This is a genomic window from Carnobacterium iners (genome assembly GCF_900177385.1).
In the GTDB taxonomy this organism is placed as follows: Bacteria; Bacillota; Bacilli; order Lactobacillales; family Carnobacteriaceae; genus Carnobacterium_A; species Carnobacterium_A iners.
The window spans coordinates 368,960-385,752 of record NZ_FXBJ01000002.1; the positions used below are offsets into that span (position 1 = coordinate 368,960).

At 33.1% G+C, this 16,793-nt stretch carries 15 protein-coding genes, 1 pseudogene and 1 riboswitch; of the genes and pseudogenes, 4 read left to right on the top strand and 12 right to left on the bottom strand.

Translation table 11 applies throughout. From position 1 onward, the window contains the following. Nucleotides 1–31 precede the first annotated feature (31 nt). A pseudogene (locus B9Y54_RS01945) lies at nt 32–718 on the top strand (YjjG family noncanonical pyrimidine nucleotidase). A gap of 397 nt (nt 719–1,115) precedes the next feature. Then, nucleotides 1,116–1,490: a hypothetical protein gene (locus B9Y54_RS01950; protein ID WP_085558745.1), complete on the top strand. Its 375-nt coding sequence runs from the start codon at nt 1,116–1,118 to the stop codon at nt 1,488–1,490. Here the strand turns inward: B9Y54_RS01950 and B9Y54_RS01955 are convergent. Together B9Y54_RS01955 and B9Y54_RS01960 are read right to left on the bottom strand one after the other, a co-directional pair. Continuing rightward, on the bottom strand, nt 1,487–2,791 hold the full coding sequence (locus B9Y54_RS01955; protein ID WP_234987780.1) for a Y-family DNA polymerase: 1,305 nt from the start codon (nt 2,789–2,791) through the stop codon (nt 1,487–1,489). The two genes, B9Y54_RS01950 and B9Y54_RS01955, sit on opposite strands and share 4 nt — an antisense overlap. A gap of 143 nt (nt 2,792–2,934) precedes the next feature. After that, a complete protein-coding gene (locus B9Y54_RS01960) occupies nt 2,935–3,855 on the bottom strand; it encodes a 1-phosphofructokinase family hexose kinase (protein ID WP_085558746.1) in 921 nt (306 codons plus the stop codon). 403 nt (nt 3,856–4,258) lie between these two features. On the opposite strand from B9Y54_RS01960, the gene glmS reads away from it, so the two are divergent. Further along, nucleotides 4,259–6,067, top strand: coding sequence for a glutamine--fructose-6-phosphate transaminase (isomerizing) (glmS, locus tag B9Y54_RS01965; RefSeq protein ID WP_085558747.1), 1,809 nt, complete (start codon nt 4,259–4,261; stop codon nt 6,065–6,067). Nucleotides 6,068–6,666: 599 nt separating this feature from the next. Here glmS and B9Y54_RS01970 read toward each other — a convergent pair. From B9Y54_RS01970 to B9Y54_RS02015, 10 genes are all read right to left on the bottom strand, one after another. Continuing rightward, a complete protein-coding gene (locus tag B9Y54_RS01970) occupies nt 6,667–8,394 on the bottom strand; it encodes a Na+/H+ antiporter NhaC family protein (protein ID WP_085558748.1) in 1,728 nt (575 codons plus the stop codon). A gap of 108 nt (nt 8,395–8,502) precedes the next feature. After that, a riboswitch (Lysine riboswitch) is annotated at nt 8,503–8,685 on the bottom strand. A 108-nt stretch (nt 8,686–8,793) separates the two neighbouring features. Beyond that, complete coding sequence (locus tag B9Y54_RS01975) at nt 8,794–9,039, bottom strand: type 1 periplasmic-binding domain-containing protein (protein ID WP_085558749.1); 246 nt, start codon at nt 9,037–9,039, stop codon at nt 8,794–8,796. 68 nt (nt 9,040–9,107) lie between these two features. Then, nucleotides 9,108–9,350 (bottom strand): type 1 periplasmic-binding domain-containing protein, encoded by a 243-nt coding sequence (locus B9Y54_RS01980; protein ID WP_159446039.1) that lies wholly within the window; start codon nt 9,348–9,350, stop codon nt 9,108–9,110. A gap of 92 nt (nt 9,351–9,442) precedes the next feature. Then, nucleotides 9,443–9,553, bottom strand: coding sequence for a LacI family DNA-binding transcriptional regulator (locus tag B9Y54_RS13115; protein ID WP_159446040.1), 111 nt, complete (start codon nt 9,551–9,553; stop codon nt 9,443–9,445). Nucleotides 9,554–10,444: 891 nt separating this feature from the next. Next, nucleotides 10,445–11,731, bottom strand: a complete 1,287-nt coding sequence (locus B9Y54_RS01990; protein WP_085558752.1) for a hypothetical protein — start codon at nt 11,729–11,731, stop codon at nt 10,445–10,447. A gap of 448 nt (nt 11,732–12,179) precedes the next feature. Continuing rightward, the gene (locus B9Y54_RS01995) at nt 12,180–12,407 is read right to left on the bottom strand and encodes a hypothetical protein (RefSeq protein ID WP_085558753.1); all 228 of its coding nucleotides are present in this window, start codon (nt 12,405–12,407) and stop codon (nt 12,180–12,182) included. Between the two features lie 18 nt (nt 12,408–12,425). Then, nucleotides 12,426–13,013 (bottom strand): isochorismatase family protein, encoded by a 588-nt coding sequence (locus B9Y54_RS02000; RefSeq protein ID WP_085558754.1) that lies wholly within the window; start codon nt 13,011–13,013, stop codon nt 12,426–12,428. Nucleotides 13,014–13,307: 294 nt separating this feature from the next. Then, nucleotides 13,308–13,541, bottom strand: coding sequence for a hypothetical protein (locus B9Y54_RS02005; protein ID WP_085558755.1), 234 nt, complete (start codon nt 13,539–13,541; stop codon nt 13,308–13,310). A gap of 625 nt (nt 13,542–14,166) precedes the next feature. Then, nucleotides 14,167–14,409 (bottom strand): hypothetical protein, encoded by a 243-nt coding sequence (locus B9Y54_RS02010; protein WP_085558756.1) that lies wholly within the window; start codon nt 14,407–14,409, stop codon nt 14,167–14,169. 88 nt (nt 14,410–14,497) lie between these two features. Then, on the bottom strand, nt 14,498–15,373 hold the full coding sequence (locus B9Y54_RS02015) for a DUF6671 family protein (protein ID WP_085558757.1): 876 nt from the start codon (nt 15,371–15,373) through the stop codon (nt 14,498–14,500). Between the two features lie 1,085 nt (nt 15,374–16,458). On the opposite strand from B9Y54_RS02015, the gene B9Y54_RS12440 reads away from it, so the two are divergent. Next, nucleotides 16,459–16,665: a GNAT family N-acetyltransferase gene (locus B9Y54_RS12440; RefSeq protein ID WP_234987928.1), complete on the top strand. Its 207-nt coding sequence runs from the start codon at nt 16,459–16,461 to the stop codon at nt 16,663–16,665. Nucleotides 16,666–16,793 lie beyond the last annotated feature (128 nt).

Consider the following 16,793-nt stretch of genomic DNA (forward strand, 5'->3'; position numbering starts at 1 on the left):
CTCAAAACACTACCATTTTTTATTATTCGATATTGATAATACCATTTTAGATTTTAACGCTACAGAAAAATTAGCTTTGACTTTCTTATTTGAACAACAAGGCATCACTTTAACAGATAAAATTAAAAAGAGTTATGAATAAATTAATCAATCCTTGTGGCAAGCCTTTGAAAGAAATGAAATCGATCGGAATGCTATTTTTACTTCACGTTTTCCGTTATTATTTAAAGAATTAGATGTCGCTATTGATGGTCTAATATTCGAAAAAAATTATCGACACCTTTTAAATAAAGGCGACGACTTAATTGATGGCAGCCTAGGATTATTAAAAGAATTAAGTTTAAATCACTCCATTTATGCGGTGACGAATGGAATTTCAAAGACACAATACCAAAGAATGGAATCAGCTAATCTGTTGCCGTTATTCAAAGATATCTTTGTATCCGAAGATACTGGTTATCAAAAGCCTATGCAAGGTTATTTTGATTATGTTTTTGAACGCATTCCTAATTTTTCAATTCAGCAATCTTTAATTATCGGAGATTCATTGAGTTCGGACATTCTTGGAGGAAAAACAGTCGGAATGGATACTTGTTGGTTTAATCCGAATTCAAAACCTGTTAATCCTTTGATTCAACCTACTTATCAAATTAAAAAACTTGATCAACTACATGATATTGTTAGTAAAGAAAAGCTATTACCTAAAAATACCTTTTAATCGGTATTTTAAGTAAGACTTTTTACTTTGCCAACTCATTTCTTTAAAAAATAGGTGCAACTAACGATACCCTCCTCAATCGTACATTGCTCTAAATACTATTTAAAAAAAAGAGAACCTTCCGTTTACTAGCTTCACTTTCAGCTAGCTCAAATTGATTATTTTCGTCTACGATTCTTCCGTCTAAGCCGATTGCTAAGTTCAATACAACTTTACTTACTTGCTAACTCCTTAATAAAAACTGTATTTTCTATCTAATACTGCATTCAATTGACTGACCTTTTTGATTTTGTGGATAAGCATGTGGATAACTTTTTTGGACTATTAGCTATTTCTCCTGTACAAAAAGAACGTTTGTTCGTATAATAAGAGATAGAACTAAAAAGGAGAGAAAATAATGAAGATGAGTGGACATGAGTATAACGATCGGAAAATGGCTAAGTGGCAAGGTTTCGTCTTATCTGATCACGCTGAGTTATTACAAAAATCAGATGAACTTAAAAATAAATACAACTTATCAAAAGAAAAACAAAGTCCAGAAATTATTTCAGAAATTATTTTTCAAGCCTTCTTAACAAAAAAGCAACTCGTTCTCCAAATGGAATTTCTTGTAAATGGCTTATATGAAGATGACCTCATTGGGATTGTCGTTGGTCAGGAAGAAAATAATCTTTATCTTCAAACTTATTCTGAACTTATCATTATTGATAGTGCTTTGATTCGCCATGCAGAAATAACCGAAGCAAAAAAGTGGTGGGACGAATCTTTTTAGCCCTTATGTCCACCAACTAGTCCATTTCTTTTGATAGCTGTTGCACCGGAAGTTAAACTGCTAGCATGCACTAAAGAAGTGTATCCGTACTTATTGCGAACTAAATCAATAATTTGATCAATCTTTTCTTTTCGGATAGTCTGTTCTGCTGGCTCAAATAAATCTAATTGTAAATCTGTCTTAGCTTGTATTTTTCCACAGCTAATAGAAATTTGTCTCACTGGTTCTTGTTGGTAATAAGCTCTAAATAAATATAAGCAAGTCTCCGTTATTTTTTTACTAGCCGCTGTTGGAAAAACTTTTAGTTGATGACTGAATCCTTTCTCACCAGTTTCCTTTGAAAAGCCAATCGTTAAGTGAACTACTTGGGTCTCAACATCATGGCTTCGAAGACGAGCAGCTACTTGTTCAGCCATTTCTTTGATAACTACTTCAATTTCTGCTTGCTGAATATAATCTCGATCTAAAATTTGGCTTTTTCCATAAGACTTAGACGTTGTCTGATACTTTTCTGATAGAATGCTTCGATCAATTCCATGAGCATGATAAAAAAGTTGTTCTCCTATTACTCCTTGAACTCGTTTCAAAGCAGATACATTGTATTGAGATAATTGATAAACAGAATCAATACCTAATTTAACTAAATTCTTTGCTGTCTTATCACCTACACCCCACATTTCTGTAATAGGATGAATACGCCAAATTGTTTTCCCAACATCTTCATAATGCCAATCAGCTATAAAATTCGGACTATCTTTTGCTTCATTGTCTAGTGCTAATTTAGCCAATAAAGGATTATCACCTATTCCAATTGCCGTTACTAAATGTAATCTTTGCCAAATCTCTTGTTGGATTTTCACTGCAATTTCTTTTGTTGTACCAAATAGTGCATGAGAAGAGGTTACATCTAAAAAAGATTCATCAATGCTGTAAATATGTAAATCTTCACTTGAGATAAATTCTTGAAAAATATCATTTATCATTAAGTTTACTTTTAAATATAAACTCATTCTTGGCTCAACAATTTGAATTTTTGAATTTTTTGGAATTTCATAGCGTCGTGAACCGGTCTTAATACCATATTCTTCCTTTACTTTTGGGGAAGCAGCTAAGACTAAACCACCTTCTTGCTCAGGTTTACTCATAACCACTATATACGACTTTAATGGATGAATACCCCTTTTAACAGATTCAACAGACGCAAAAAAAGACTTTACATCAATACATAAGATATCTCTTCGAGGCTCATTTGAATAATTCAATTGAATCATATCCATCGCTCCTTTTTCTTCATTAGACAACGTTCATTCTCTCTAATTATACAAACGTATGTTCGCATAGTAAAGAGAATGTTTTTGGATAAGTTTAAATAAGATCTGTTTCCAGATTAAAAGAATCGTTTAATGATGCTAGTTTAAGTTTGTTTTCATTACCGTATTGAATCCTATAATTTTTTAACCGTTACTTTTTTTTGTAAAATTCTTGCTTCTTTAACACTGAAAGTTGTACTGTCATTGTGTTGAACTTTACTTGCTGCGCAAGCACTTGCAAAGGACAGACACTCAGTTAATGGCTTGCCCAGCGATAAACCAGATAAAAAAGATCCTACGAAACAATCACCAGCTCCTGTATCATTCACTGCTGCAACTTTAGGGGTTGTCACTTGATAAAAATCTCCTGCATGACTACAAATACTTCCTTCGCTTCCTTGAGAAACAATAATATATTCGACCTTTTTAGCTAGCTCTTTTAAGTTATCTAGTAGATTATTTTTTGAAGAAATGAGTTCTTGGATTTCAAAACGATTAGGCTTAATAAAATTGACTTCCAGCTCTACTGCTTTTTTCAAAGCTTCTCCTGATAAGTCACACGCAATAAAGCAACCAATTTTTTTTAATTGGCTTAATAATTCTGCTAAATCTCGTAACTCATATCCAAGTGGTAATGAACCAGCAATCAATACGATATCTGTTGCGTTCACTTTTCTTTCTATCTGTTCATTTAACGACTCTTTATCATAGTTTGTTACTCGAAAGCCTTTTTCTGTTATTAAGATACTTCCACTAACACCTGTCTCTAAGATAACGTAACTTTCTCTCGTAGATTTACCGTAGACGTCAACTAAATCATGATTAATCCCTTTTTCTGTTAGAATTTTTTCTAACTTACCTTTGTTTGTCGTTCCACAAAAACCAAGAGCCTGATTTTTTATCTCTAATTGACTCATTGCATAGGAACCATGATGCCCTTTGCCTCCTAGATCATACGTAATTTCTTGAAGGCGATTATTTTTCCCTTTTATTAATGTATCTTCAAGAAATAATAAGCGATCAATCGCTGGATTTAACGTAATAGTGTAAATCATTTTTTTATCTCCTTTCTTGGACTCCTTATTTCGTTTATTGTATCATTTTGAAAATAGACTCACACTCATTTACCTTTAACGAGTCTACTAACTAACTACTTTTCAGTAAATTCATCCATACCGTAAAGTATCTTTTTTATCTATTATACGATAATTGGTATCTCTATTAAAAAACGATTAAAAATATATACCAATATTACTGATATTAAGAAAACAGTTGACTTAACATCTAATTAGTCCTATTATTATCCTGTTATCGAAAAAATAGAAAAAACTATTGTATATACCAATTTGACATATCATTTTTTGGTATATACAAATCTATGGTGTAGTCGCTATTTTTTACAACTAGTTATTAGATTTATCAATCAAAAGTCAATTAAATAGAAAGAAGGATAAATAAATGTGTGGAATTGTAGCTTATATTGGTAACAAGAATGCTAAATCTATTTTATTACAAGGATTAGAAAAATTAGAATATCGAGGTTATGACTCTTCTGGTATTTTTGTAGTAGATGAACATAAAAATGGTCATCTATTTAAAGAAAAAGGAAGAATTGCTGATTTAAAAAAAATCATTGAAACAGATACATTCTGCACTTCAGGAATTGGGCATACGCGTTGGGCAACTCATGGTCGTCCAAGTGTCAAAAATGCTCATCCACATCAGGATAGTGAAAATCGATTCACTATTGTGCATAATGGTGTTATTGAAAATTTTCAAGAACTTAAAGATACTTACTTAGCAGATATTTCTTTAACAAGTGATACAGACACTGAAATCATCGTTCAACTTATCTCGTACTTTGTTAAAAAGGAACAGACTAATACGTTCGAAGCTTTTAAAAAAACTATTTCTAAATTAAAAGGCTCTTATGCTTTAGCTTTAATTGATAGCAATCAACCTGATATTATTTATGCTGCTAAAAATAAAAGTCCTTTATTAATTGGAAAAGGAGAAAGTTTTAGTGCTGTATGTAGCGATGCTATGGCTATGGTTCAAGAAACAAATCAATTTATTGAATTGATGGATGGTGAATTGGTTACATTAACTCGCGATGAAATTAAAATAGAAACTCAAGATGGAACTGTTATTCATCGTACTCCTTATACGGCAGAAATTAATCTGGGTGATTTAGACTTAGGAACTTACCCTTATTACATGGCAAAAGAAATAGATGAACAACCAGCTGTTCTTCGAAAAATTATTCAAGCTTACCAAAATGAGCAAGGTCAGTTCGAATTAGATAAAACCATTATTTCTAGTATAGAAAATAGCGACCGCATATACATTGTTGCTTGCGGGACAAGTTATAATGCAGGTTGGGTTGGAAAGCAATTATTAGAAACAATAGCACACATTCCAACTGAGGTTCATTTAGCAAGTGAATTTGGCTATAATATGCCTATTTTAACCAAAAAACCATTCTTTATTTTCTTATCACAAAGTGGTGAAACCGCTGATAGTAGGCAAGTTTTAGTTAAGATTAATGCTATGGGTTTCCCTTCATTAACCTTAACTAACGTAGCTGGATCTACGTTATCTAGAGAAGCTGATTTCACGTTATTACTTCATGCCGGCCCTGAAATTGCTGTCGCATCAACAAAAGCTTATACTGCTCAAATCACTGTTTTAACAGCTTTATCTGAAACTATCGCAAGAGAAAATGGCGTTGCTGGAGATGGCAACATGGCCCATGAACTTGGAATTGTGGCCACAGGAATGGAAAGGATTCTTTCTGAAAAAACAGCTATTGAACAGCTCGCAACAGATTTTCTAAGTACCAGTCGCAATGCTTTTTATATTGGACGAGGGATAGACTATTACGTTGTTATGGAAGCTGCACTAAAATTAAAAGAAGTCTCTTACGTTCAAACAGAAGGGTTTGCTGCTGGAGAATTAAAACACGGCACAATTGCTCTAATAGAAGAAAATACTCCTGTAATAGCAATAATTACGAATAAAGCAACTGCTGGTCATACAAGAGGAAATGTTCAAGAAGTAAGTGCTCGTGGAGCCCATACATTAGTTATCGCCATGGAAGGATTAGAACAGCAAAACGACCAAATCGTCCTACCAGAAGTTCATCCATTGCTTACTCCATTAGTCAGCGTAGTGCCAACCCAATTGTTAGCTTACTACACTAGTCTACACCGTGGCAATGACGTCGATAAACCTAGAAATTTAGCCAAGAGTGTTACAGTAGAATAAAAAATAAAACTAATCCTATACTCAGTAACCAGAAAACAAAACTATGATAAATACTAAAAAAGAGCAAAACAATTAAACTTGTTTTGCTCTTTTTTAGTATTTAAATTAAGATTGATAAAAATAACTTCATTATTTTTAATCCCTCTACGTTTCACTATTTCTAGCTTTAATTGCAATACAGTAATATCGGAATTTTTTTTGCCATCAAAAATCATATTCCTATGCACACTCTATAAGTGTTCAATTAGAGAGTTGTTTTCTGCATAATCTTTATTCCATAGTCACTCTTCGTAAACTAGTAAGACAAATACATTGGGTATTTCTTCTACTTTTCCCATTTGTTTATCAATTAATATCTATCAGTTAAAGCCCTCATTGAAAAATATCGTATAGTAAGAATTCGGCTTATTGCCAGCAGCTCTTGATAAAACGCAATTTTTTTAGGTATCATTTTAAAAGCTTTTTTTCTTTCATTTGCTACCTTTATTTCCCTTTAAAACTTTTACCACGTAATCGTACTACAACTGCAATAGATGCAGTTTTTCGTAAATATATTAAAAAATCTCTTCCCAATAAAACAGGAAGAGATTTTTGATCATTTAATTTTCCTTAACAGATTCTTTTACCGCAACTTCATCTACTCGTGTACCAAAGAAATAAACAACTCCAACTGTAACAAGTAAAGCTACTGGCATGACAATCCAGATGGATAAGCCTAAACCGACAGGGATAAAACCAAACAAAACGGAAATTAAACCAACTACTAATGCATACAATAGCTGAGTCTTAACGTGATCTAGATGATCTACGCCAGCTCCCATGGAAGATAAAATAGTTGTGTCAGAAATCGGTGAGCAATGGTCCCCAAAGATAGCTCCTGTCAAAACAGCTCCTGAAGTCATAATAACAAACTCTGGATCTGGTGATAAAGCTGCCGCTAATGGAATCGCTAAAGGCATCAAGATACCCATTGTGCCATAAGATGTTCCTGTCGCAAACGATGTAACAGCTCCTAAAACAAAAATAATTGAGGGCAATAAAAATATCGGCATGGAATCAGATAATAATGAAACTAAAAATTCTGCCGTACCTAACTCACCAATAACGGTACTTAACGACCAAGCCAATAATAAAATAGCTCCTGTAATGATTAAGGATTTCATCCCATTAATCCAAACCGCTACCGATTCTGTCCACGTGAAAGCTTTTTGATGGACACCCATTGCCATTGCTACCAAACTTGCTAATAAGGCTGCTTGAAATAAGACAATACTTGCATCAGATGCACCAAAAGCTTCTTGAATAGCTAAAAAGGATATCGGACTATTCTCTAATAGAGCAATCGTTGCACTTTCTCCACTTTCCATAATAGTATTGTATCCGTTAAAATAAAATCCAATAAATGCTGCAATAATCAACGTACCAATTGGAATAATCATGTTCCAAATGGATAGCTTAACTCCTTCTGCAGGCTCCATATCTTCTAATTCTTTTGATGTTTCTAAAGTGAAGTCCTCAAATTCATTTTCTTTATTTTTTCGGGCTTTCTTTTCTACTGTTAACATTGGACCAAATTCTCTTAATAATAAAGCAGTTGCTAAAACAAAAGCCAGCATTAAAAAATTATAAAATCGATAAGGTAAGGTTTGGATAAAAATACCATAAGCGTTTACCGATTGGCCAATAGCTTCATAACCATCTTTTATCAATCCTACTTCATACCCTACCCATGTAGAAATCAAAGCGATTCCTGCAATCGGTGCAGCTGTTGCATCCACGACAAAAGCTAGCTTTTCGCGTGAAACGTGTCTCTCATCTGTAACAGGTCGCATAACTGGTCCTACAATCAATGAATTAGCATAATCATCAAAAAACATTAATACTCCTAAAATCCAAGTGATCACTTGAGCACTTCTAGGTCCTTTAGCTTTATTTGACAGAGCAGCTGCTACAGCTTTAGCTCCTCCTATTTTAGTCATTAGCGCAATCAATCCACCAATAGTTAGCACTTGTAAAATAATACCAGCATTCCAAGGATCAGACAGCGATGTTAAAACATAATCTACTACACTTAAAAAGGCTTGAACAAAAGCAACGAGGAAATTTTGATTAGCTAAATGGAGTACAAATGCTCCCGAGAAAACTCCTATAAAAAGAGAGATAATGACATCTTTCGTTATAAACGCTAGTATTATAGCAACTACTGGAGGAACTAACGTGAATAAGCCATAATTAACTTCTGTCCCATTTCCTCCATCAAAATCTGCATTAACGGCTAATACTAACACTAATACTATTGCCGCTATGAACCCAATTTTCTTCTTCATTATCAACTTCCTCTCTCTAAATTAAATAAAAAAACACTAAAAAGATACCTTGAGTCTATCCAACTCAAGGTATCTTTTTAGTGTTTTTAACCACAAAAAGGAATCCCCTTTGTTGATAGTCCTCCATAAGAATCAAATAATTGATTTTCATGACAGTCTTGAATATATTTTATTCAAAACCAGCAACTACTAGCTTGGCTCCACTAGTCACTTCGGCGATTTTTCCTTTTCGCTAACCCTTTGCCTCTTCTGGGTTAGCGTACTTTTAAAAATCGCACCTCTATCTGTCTATTTAGTTACGTTATTATCTATCTATTCATTCTATACTATTTAACAAAAGAATTCAGCATATCTGTTTGTTTTTTTATTTTTTTTCTGAATTTAACTTTATTTAACGATTTATGAAATAGAATCAAACGAGCTTCTAATAATCGTATAGGGAAAATTTTTTTCCATTTCTCCACTTACTACTAATTGAAAAGCCGCACTCCCTATTTCTTTCAACTGAAAATCTACTATTGTAAAAGATAAGAATCCACTAATAGCAAGGTTTTCCTGACAAATAAATAACAACTGTTTTAAGCGATGATCTTTGGCGTACTTATAAATCCCACTAGCAACACAATCACTATTTATTACAATCACATCAAATTCTTAGTCACTTTCAAAGAAATAATCCGCTTTTTTTCCATCTTCCGTTGTTGAGGAATCGCCTAATCTTGTGTATTCGCACAGCAAATACTCGGACTATATTTCGTATGTTTTTCGATTTCTGCTAGCGAGTTACTCTTAGAAGCTAATATTAGCGCTTCGAATCTCTTAGTCTTCAATTGTTCAAAGTAGCTTTTTTCTATTTCAGACTCATAGTTAGTAGGCAAAAGTGTCATTGAATAGCCGATTTCAAATGCCGACTCAATTATCCCGCTGATGATTTTTTCGAAATAAAAGTAATTCACATTAAGGATAATAACCTCAATATTTTTTGATACTCCTAGAATCAAGTCTCTTGCTTAGCTATTAGGGCCATAGTCCAGTTGTTCAATAACAGCTAAAACAGGCTGTTTTTTTCTTCTGATACATGTGGATGATGAATCAATACTCTAGACACTGTCGTTACTGAACAGTTTGAAAGTCTTGCTACTTCTTCAATATTGGCCACGCTTTTATCTCCTTTTGAAATAAAAAGGAAAAACCCTATTTTTAGACTTGTTAGTTTAAACGAAAGAAGAGCTTCAATAAAAAAATTAACTTATTGCCTTTTATTACTATTCTATTTATTAATCAGCTGGGAACAGATTGTTTAAAGCAATAGCTGCTATTGAAGTTATCCTAATGAGAGAACTAAGTGATAAATCGTTCAGTATCTTCTAAAGCCGTCTGTGTATCTTTATCGCAATAATAATCAGGATTTTGTTCTAAGTCACCCATAACAATTTTCCCAACTAATCCCCGTTGTCGTTCCAGGTGCTATCTTTAAGCTTTAATTCTAATAGGAAGGTATAGTTATTTAGCCATTTGTATAATGGGATATCTAGCACTGCTCTCCTTTGTCCCCATTGAAGCGCATGGATATGTATATCAATAAATCTGGGTAACAAGTACTGACCTTCGGCTAATTCTACTAGGTTATTTAACGCTTTTGCTTCCTAAAAAAATAAGTTATATTATTCATCTGAAGGAGCTAGACGTTTTTTTATCATTCCTTTCCATCGATACAGTAAAGATAATCTTCCATCACTTCAATTTTTTGAACAGCGATACTAGAAAAGCCTGTTCCTTTTATAATCTTAACCATTATATTCATCCAAGTCACTTTTATTCGTATTTTCCAACTAATACTTTATTATAAATGAAAAAAAAGAACAAATCAAAATAAAAATGACTAATAATGATATAAAAATTATTATCTTTCGCTTTTTTATTTATCTGCTTTTATCACTAAATTATTAATTTTTAGTTGAAAATAGATATTTTTTGACTGTAACGTAAATAACAAATAGTAAAAAACGAATAAGACTATGCGTCTAATCCGTTTTTCCACTATTCGTTATTAATACTTATACAAAAATCCTGACATCGTAATTGTCCCTACTAAAATAATTGTCACTAAAATAGCAAAATCACTCTCTTCAACCGTTTCTTTCTCTGGAGAACGGTCTGTACGTGTTTCTATTTCTAATGATTCAGATTCTGACGGAACAGTTGTAGCCTCTACTATTGAACTTTGTGAAGCAGGAACTTCAACGAGCTTGTCTTCTTTTATAGAAGGCTTTGGCGACTTATCTTCAATCATTGGTTGTTCTACATCACGTTTATCTTTTGGCTTAGTATCCAATTCGGACTCTTCAGCTTCTGCTTGTTCTTTTTCAGGCAACATTATTTTTTCGATAGAAATAAAAACACCTTCATTATCTGTTAATGTAAAGATAATTGAACCTCCAACAGGAATAGCAGAAAATAATTGCCCGTCAAATGTAAATTCCCCATCCTTATCTGAACGAAATTCAGCAAGTACTTGGTCTAAAAAAGACACTTCTATCTTAGCAAGCAGAATAGTCTTTCCTTTATAGGTCTTCCTCTCTTGATACAGATCAGGTAATATTGTATTTTCACTTATTTCAGCAGCTCTCATTTCCCATTCTAACGTAGGCTTTAAAATCATTTTTTCTAATACAGTCACCATCCCATTAGACACAAAGACAAACTTGAGAACCTCTCCTTCATCTCGTTCTACTGAGCTTTCATCAAATTCCCAGTTGAAGGCACCAGTAATATGATCTGAATAAATAGGCTTCGTTAACTCTTTATCTTTAATCAAATAAATTGCTGCATTTAGAGCTGTTTTACCACTAACTCGTCTTGTATCGACATGAATATCAGATAATGTTGTGGCTTTTTTAAATTCTTTTTCTTCTAGTGTCTCATCTTGCGAAATGATAATTTCTTTTCCAATCTCTTTCTCTAAAACAATTTTTTCACTTTGTTCTTCATAGCCTACTGTTTCATTTCCACTAACAAAGAAAATGAGACTGTCTCCAGCTTTAATTTTATATTGGCTAAAATCAATAACGTATTTACCACTAGAGGAAATAGGAATTTCTATTCTTTCTTCTTTATTTTCAACACTAAATGATATCGTTAATTCTGGAGCTATCTTGCCATTATAAATCAACGTATTTTCATATATATTCGCTATTTCAAAGGGTTCATTTTGGATTAGCTCATTTTCTTGTTTTACTCGACTACTATCTTGTGCGTAGGCTGCTGGAGCCGGGCTGATAAATAAAAGTAAGCCTACTAGACTAAGTAGCCAATAATAACTCGTTATTTTTTTCATTTTCTAATCCTTTCTCGCTTATCCGTAAAGTAAAAAGCAGGATTTACTATTTAGAATCACCCAGGCTTTTATTGTCTTATTTTATAAACCAAAGATGGTTGCTTACGACAATTATTAGTCTACCATAAAAAACTGGCCAATTTAACCACACATTAGACAAAAAGATACCGATTTAATTAGGGTTAAGTTTAGCCATAATCTCACTTTGAATCAGCTACTAGTAGGATTTGGTACTTTTAGTTAGTGTAACTGTAACTTATAGAACATTTTTTTCTTTCATAAAGTACCTATTCGGTTTTATTTGTTCAGTAACATAATTTTATCATTGAGAATGCCGTAAAAAAAGAATCCTTTATTTAAAGGATTCTAAGTGTACGATTTCACCTCGTTTGATGTATCAGTTCTGCTATTTACAGGCATTATTTCTCTATTTATTAATGCTGTTTTATCAAGAATTAAAACCAAATAGAATAACCCCTAACGCAAATAAAATTGTCGCTAAAATAAGCATAATCCCTAAAATAAGGCTAAGAAACTTTGCTGCTTTATTTTTATAGTTCATTTTAATCCCACTTGTTAACAAAACTAATCCTAAAATAAAAAGTACTAATAAGGCAACTAAAATCATCATTTTTAAAGGGAATCTTCCATTCGTAAATTGATCAATAATTTCCATAACAATTCCTTTCTATTTTTAGTTTTCAAAGTGTACAACGTTGATCCCAGCTGCAACCATCTCAATCAAGGCGCCCTCGCCATCACTGACAGCAGCAGTAAGACTGGCGATAACTGACACTTTTAATCCAGCGGTCAACGCATCCAGAGCAGTAGCCTTGACACAGTAATCAGTAGCAATTCCAACAATATCAACCTCTATGATGTCGAACAATCGGAGTGTGTCTTCTAAAGAAACACCGGTCTCTTCAATCACTCCTTGAAAACCACTATAGTCCGGGCGACCCATCCCCTTGACGATATGACGATCAATAGTTTTACGAATCCTTGCATCAGCACACTCCACACCCTCAGTTCCTTGAACACAGTGAACTGGCCATGTGTCTATGAAATCAGGCTCAGCAGATGGTGTTGCGAAGTGCCCACCGTTATCATTATTAGCCTCATGAAAGTCTCTAGTACCAATAACCATCGAGTAATCTTCAGAGAATCGATCAATATAGCTAACAACGTTCTTGGCTACTTCACGTCCTCCAGTCACACTGAGAGCGCCACCTTCGCAGAAATCATTCTGCACATCAACAACAATCAAAGCCTTCTTATTCATAATCTTTACCTCCTAATCATTTCTTAAAAAATTTCCAACTTTTAAAAGAGCTTACGACCATAAACCTATTTTCTTCTTATAAAAAGTGTTTGTCTTAAAATCACGATTACTTATCAAAAATAAAAAATATCTCGTTGCATTCACAGCTTAAAGATTTTGATTGCACCATTTTAACAAGTATTAGAAAGAGAGGACTTACGCGAAAAAAATCAAAATAACTGACTGTTTCCATACGATTCCATGCATTAGATAACGTTTTTTTCATGCAACTCTACTTATTGATTTAATCTACATTTAAATAGTTAAAAATGTTATTATACCTAACACTGCGCTTAAAATAATTAAAATCTGGGTAACTAAAGAAATGAGTGCTAGTGGTTTAATCCAACTGCTATAATTTTTCATATTGGAGTTAGTTAATATGTATATTGAAAATCCTATTCCTATAAGCGGTACTATGTAAGATAATATTACAAAAATAATAACTTTTACAGATTCTTGATCCGCACTTCCCTTATTTTTTCCCATCTAAAATCCTCCTTATTAATAAAAAACTCTCTCTTTGTGAACTTACCATTCGCGGTATACTTGTCAAGGTAAGTGAATAAGGTTTCCATGTATATTTATTATATCTAAAAATTATTATTCCCTTTCCTTAAAAAAGAAGCCTGGTCAAATAGGGTTTGAGATATCCTACTTTATATTACATCATTTCATCTATCTTCTATTTTCTTCATGCTTACTTAATTTATTAAATAATCTCACTAGTGTTGCATAAACATAGAATGATTGGCCTAATTTTTTATTTTTCTGGAAAAAGGCAAAAAAAGGGAGTGCTTATGCAAAAGATGACTATTTCCAGAAAGATTTGCTTATTCAACTGATTCCATTACCGACTGACAACCCTTCTTTAAGGATCTAAGTAGGTATCAAAAAGTTAAGCTATTCTTCTGCCGGTTGAAATAACAGATAACGAAAAAATCGTTTGATTTGGAAAACAGACTGTTTACTTTTTTTTCATCTTAATCAAATAGGTTAATAAACTGGCAATCATGGCTAAAACCAATTGATTGACAACCCCTTTTTCACTTCTCGAAAAAAATTTTTTAATCGTCATATGTCGTTTAATATGCTTGAAGAACAGCTCTATTTGCTAACGTGATTGATGCATTTCTGCAATGTCAGTAGGGGAGCAGTCAAAATGATTTGCAATAAACTGGAGAGTTTTCCTCTTTTTATTTTGAACGGTTACTAAACGAAATCTGGACGTTAGATGGTTCTGAGCACCTAATGCGACCATTTGGCCGCTAAGAGTATACTCGCTTATGGAAGCCGCTACTGTTTCTAAAACACGAACTTGTGTATTGTCACAAAGAAGTAGCCCCTGCCAGTGCATCGTATCTAACCTTTTAAAATTAAGGTATCTACGATCAAACACGTAAATTTCTGGGATTCATCTCTTATAGAAAAAAACCTATCTTAATTCAAGGATTGCAATGCTGACAGTTGCCCGGATCTGCTTGTTCTATCCCGTCAGGATAATTTCTTTCTTCATTATAGCCACACCTACCGCAGCTGTAACGATACGACAATGTCAATTCAGTAGGATAATTGCACCATTTACACGGTAGTCCTTTTTTTCTGTCCGTTATTTTATATCCAGGCCACTGACAGCTCGGGCATAGACACACTATATTTTTTAAAAGATCTCTGGTCGCAGCCTCGATATTTTTCATACGCTTTGGATTGTATGACGCTCTCATATCTGTTGCTATGAAAATTTCATTATTAATTGATTTCTCTAAAGCATATGCAACTGCCTTTTCCAAGTCTTCTTTTATTGTAATTCCTTTGATCATTTCGCCTAAATCCTTTGAATGCTCACTTAATTTTACTACTATACCTGTTTTGGGAAAACCAGCGGATAGAGAAAATTCGTAGGCTTCAGTGAAACTTTTTACTACCTTTTGTTTGAAATCAGTTTCAGTAGTCATTGCAATCCCACTGATTTCAATACCATTCTCTTTATCAATTAACATTACAATTTCACGGTTAAAAGGAATAAAAGGCACAAAAGGATGAGGACCAAATGTTCCTTCACTGGCGATAGCCAAGGTCCCGCTGTATAACGCCATAGCGCCTTCAGCTTTGCGTCGTGCCGCTTCAAACTGATCTCCCGTTCGTTCGACATCGCCAGTAAACGTACCAAATTTATCCGAATCAAACCCTTCTGGTACTATAGTTTTAATCCCCAGCTCTTTCTCCAATAGAGGTGAAATGACTTCTTCTTTTTTGTGCATCGTTGCTAGGATAGCTATCCTGTTTTGAAACAGCGACTGCACGACTTCTTCTTGGCTCATCATCCATGCTCCTTTTTTCGTTCATCATAAACATTTATGTTTTAATAATGTTTTAAAACTTTTATTTTATATTCCTATACTATAACAGGCTGATATTTTAAAATCCAGTTATTCATTCAGTATCAAATTTTCTCTTGCAACATATAAGCTATCATCTTTTTTATAACTAATAATAAACTCCTTTAATTCTTTTGGTAAATAAATTTCAGTTCCTACTTTTAGATGGTTAGATTCTAAGTCATTTTCGGGACAACTGTATCGAGTCACTTTTTTTAAACAAGATAACTCTTATCCACTTATAAAGATTCTTTATAAGGTTTACTCGTTAAAACATACGTAGTCCCTGAAAAAATCGCTGAACTAAGAATTTTAACCTGATTCGATTTACTTATAAAGAAATTTGCTAATAAAAAGATAACTATTACTGATAGGAGTAAAGATAGTCTTTTTTTCAGAAATGACACCTCCATTGAAATTTAAAATAACTATACCTTTGATTTAAATAAAAAGATATACTATTTCCAAATTCTTGTGAGCTATATGAATAATGCATTTATGCCTAATCTCATAATTAGTATCTCTAGTCTTTTAAAAAAGAGAGTCCATAAAAAAAGGTAGATAAGAATTTTTATTCTACTCGAAAAAAATAGGCAGTCACTCCGGTATTTTTGTCCTGTTCATGACGCTTTTTATAAGCCTAAAGGACGGGAAATACAAAAGGAAAGTAGATGCTTGCATCGTAGAGTCTATCCAAAATTTATTTTGACATAATAAACTATGCTAGATTCTAACTGGTATTTACTCCGTTTTATGAAGTATAAAAGTTTAGGTTGATTGTAACAAATAAAAAGGAAATAATAATCAACGATGATTGTAACCCTTAGTCAAGATAAAAAAGTAAATAAAGAATTTTGTCCTAACAGGATTCTGGGTACATAACTTCATCCGATTTTATGTATCCTTATAAAAGAATAGGAGAGTACAATATAGAAATTAGAATAGCAAGTGATTTAGACTATCCCGCTTTAAGTCATCTATACTTAGAGTCAAGACGTAAAAATTTTTACTAGACAAATATAGTGCTAATGAGTCTAGAAGATTTTGATAAGCATACTACAGAAGGATTTAATATTGTAGAAGAAGATAATGATAAAATTCTTGGTTTTACTTCTTTAGATTCACCAGATAATTTTATACATAATTTATTTGTCCTCCCTGATGTTTCAGGTAAAGATATTGGCCGTCAGCTCGTTCATGCCTCTATACAACGAATGACTAAGCATCAAAATTAAAATGTGTTTCTAAAAATCAGAAAGCGATGGATTTTTACGAAAAGAATGGTTGGGAAAAAGTTGTTGAAGAAGGTAAACTAAAAGAAAAGCATTGGGTTATGGTGTATGAATAGACTATCGAATTAAGT

What these genes read in the sequence shown, in the direction of transcription:
- B9Y54_RS02005 (WP_085558755.1), bottom strand. Translation starts at nt 13,541, where the DNA reads ATGGGAAAAAATAAGGGAAGTGCGGATCAAGAATCTGTAAAAGTTATT.
- B9Y54_RS01990 (WP_085558752.1), bottom strand. Translation starts at nt 11,731, where the DNA reads ATGAAAAAAATAACGAGTTATTATTGGCTACTTAGTCTAGTAGGCTTA.
- B9Y54_RS01970 (WP_085558748.1), bottom strand. Translation starts at nt 8,394, where the DNA reads ATGAAGAAGAAAATTGGGTTCATAGCGGCAATAGTATTAGTGTTAGTA.
- B9Y54_RS02010 (WP_085558756.1), bottom strand. Translation starts at nt 14,409, where the DNA reads ATGCACTGGCAGGGGCTACTTCTTTGTGACAATACACAAGTTCGTGTT.
- B9Y54_RS12440 (WP_234987928.1), top strand. Translation starts at nt 16,459, where the DNA reads ATGAGTCTAGAAGATTTTGATAAGCATACTACAGAAGGATTTAATATT.
- B9Y54_RS01995 (WP_085558753.1), bottom strand. Translation starts at nt 12,407, where the DNA reads ATGGAAATTATTGATCAATTTACGAATGGAAGATTCCCTTTAAAAATG.
- B9Y54_RS02000 (WP_085558754.1), bottom strand. Translation starts at nt 13,013, where the DNA reads ATGAATAAGAAGGCTTTGATTGTTGTTGATGTGCAGAATGATTTCTGC.
- B9Y54_RS01950 (WP_085558745.1), top strand. Translation starts at nt 1,116, where the DNA reads ATGAAGATGAGTGGACATGAGTATAACGATCGGAAAATGGCTAAGTGG.
- B9Y54_RS02015 (WP_085558757.1), bottom strand. Translation starts at nt 15,373, where the DNA reads ATGAGCCAAGAAGAAGTCGTGCAGTCGCTGTTTCAAAACAGGATAGCT.
- B9Y54_RS01960 (WP_085558746.1), bottom strand. Translation starts at nt 3,855, where the DNA reads ATGATTTACACTATTACGTTAAATCCAGCGATTGATCGCTTATTATTT.
- glmS (WP_085558747.1), top strand. Translation starts at nt 4,259, where the DNA reads ATGTGTGGAATTGTAGCTTATATTGGTAACAAGAATGCTAAATCTATT.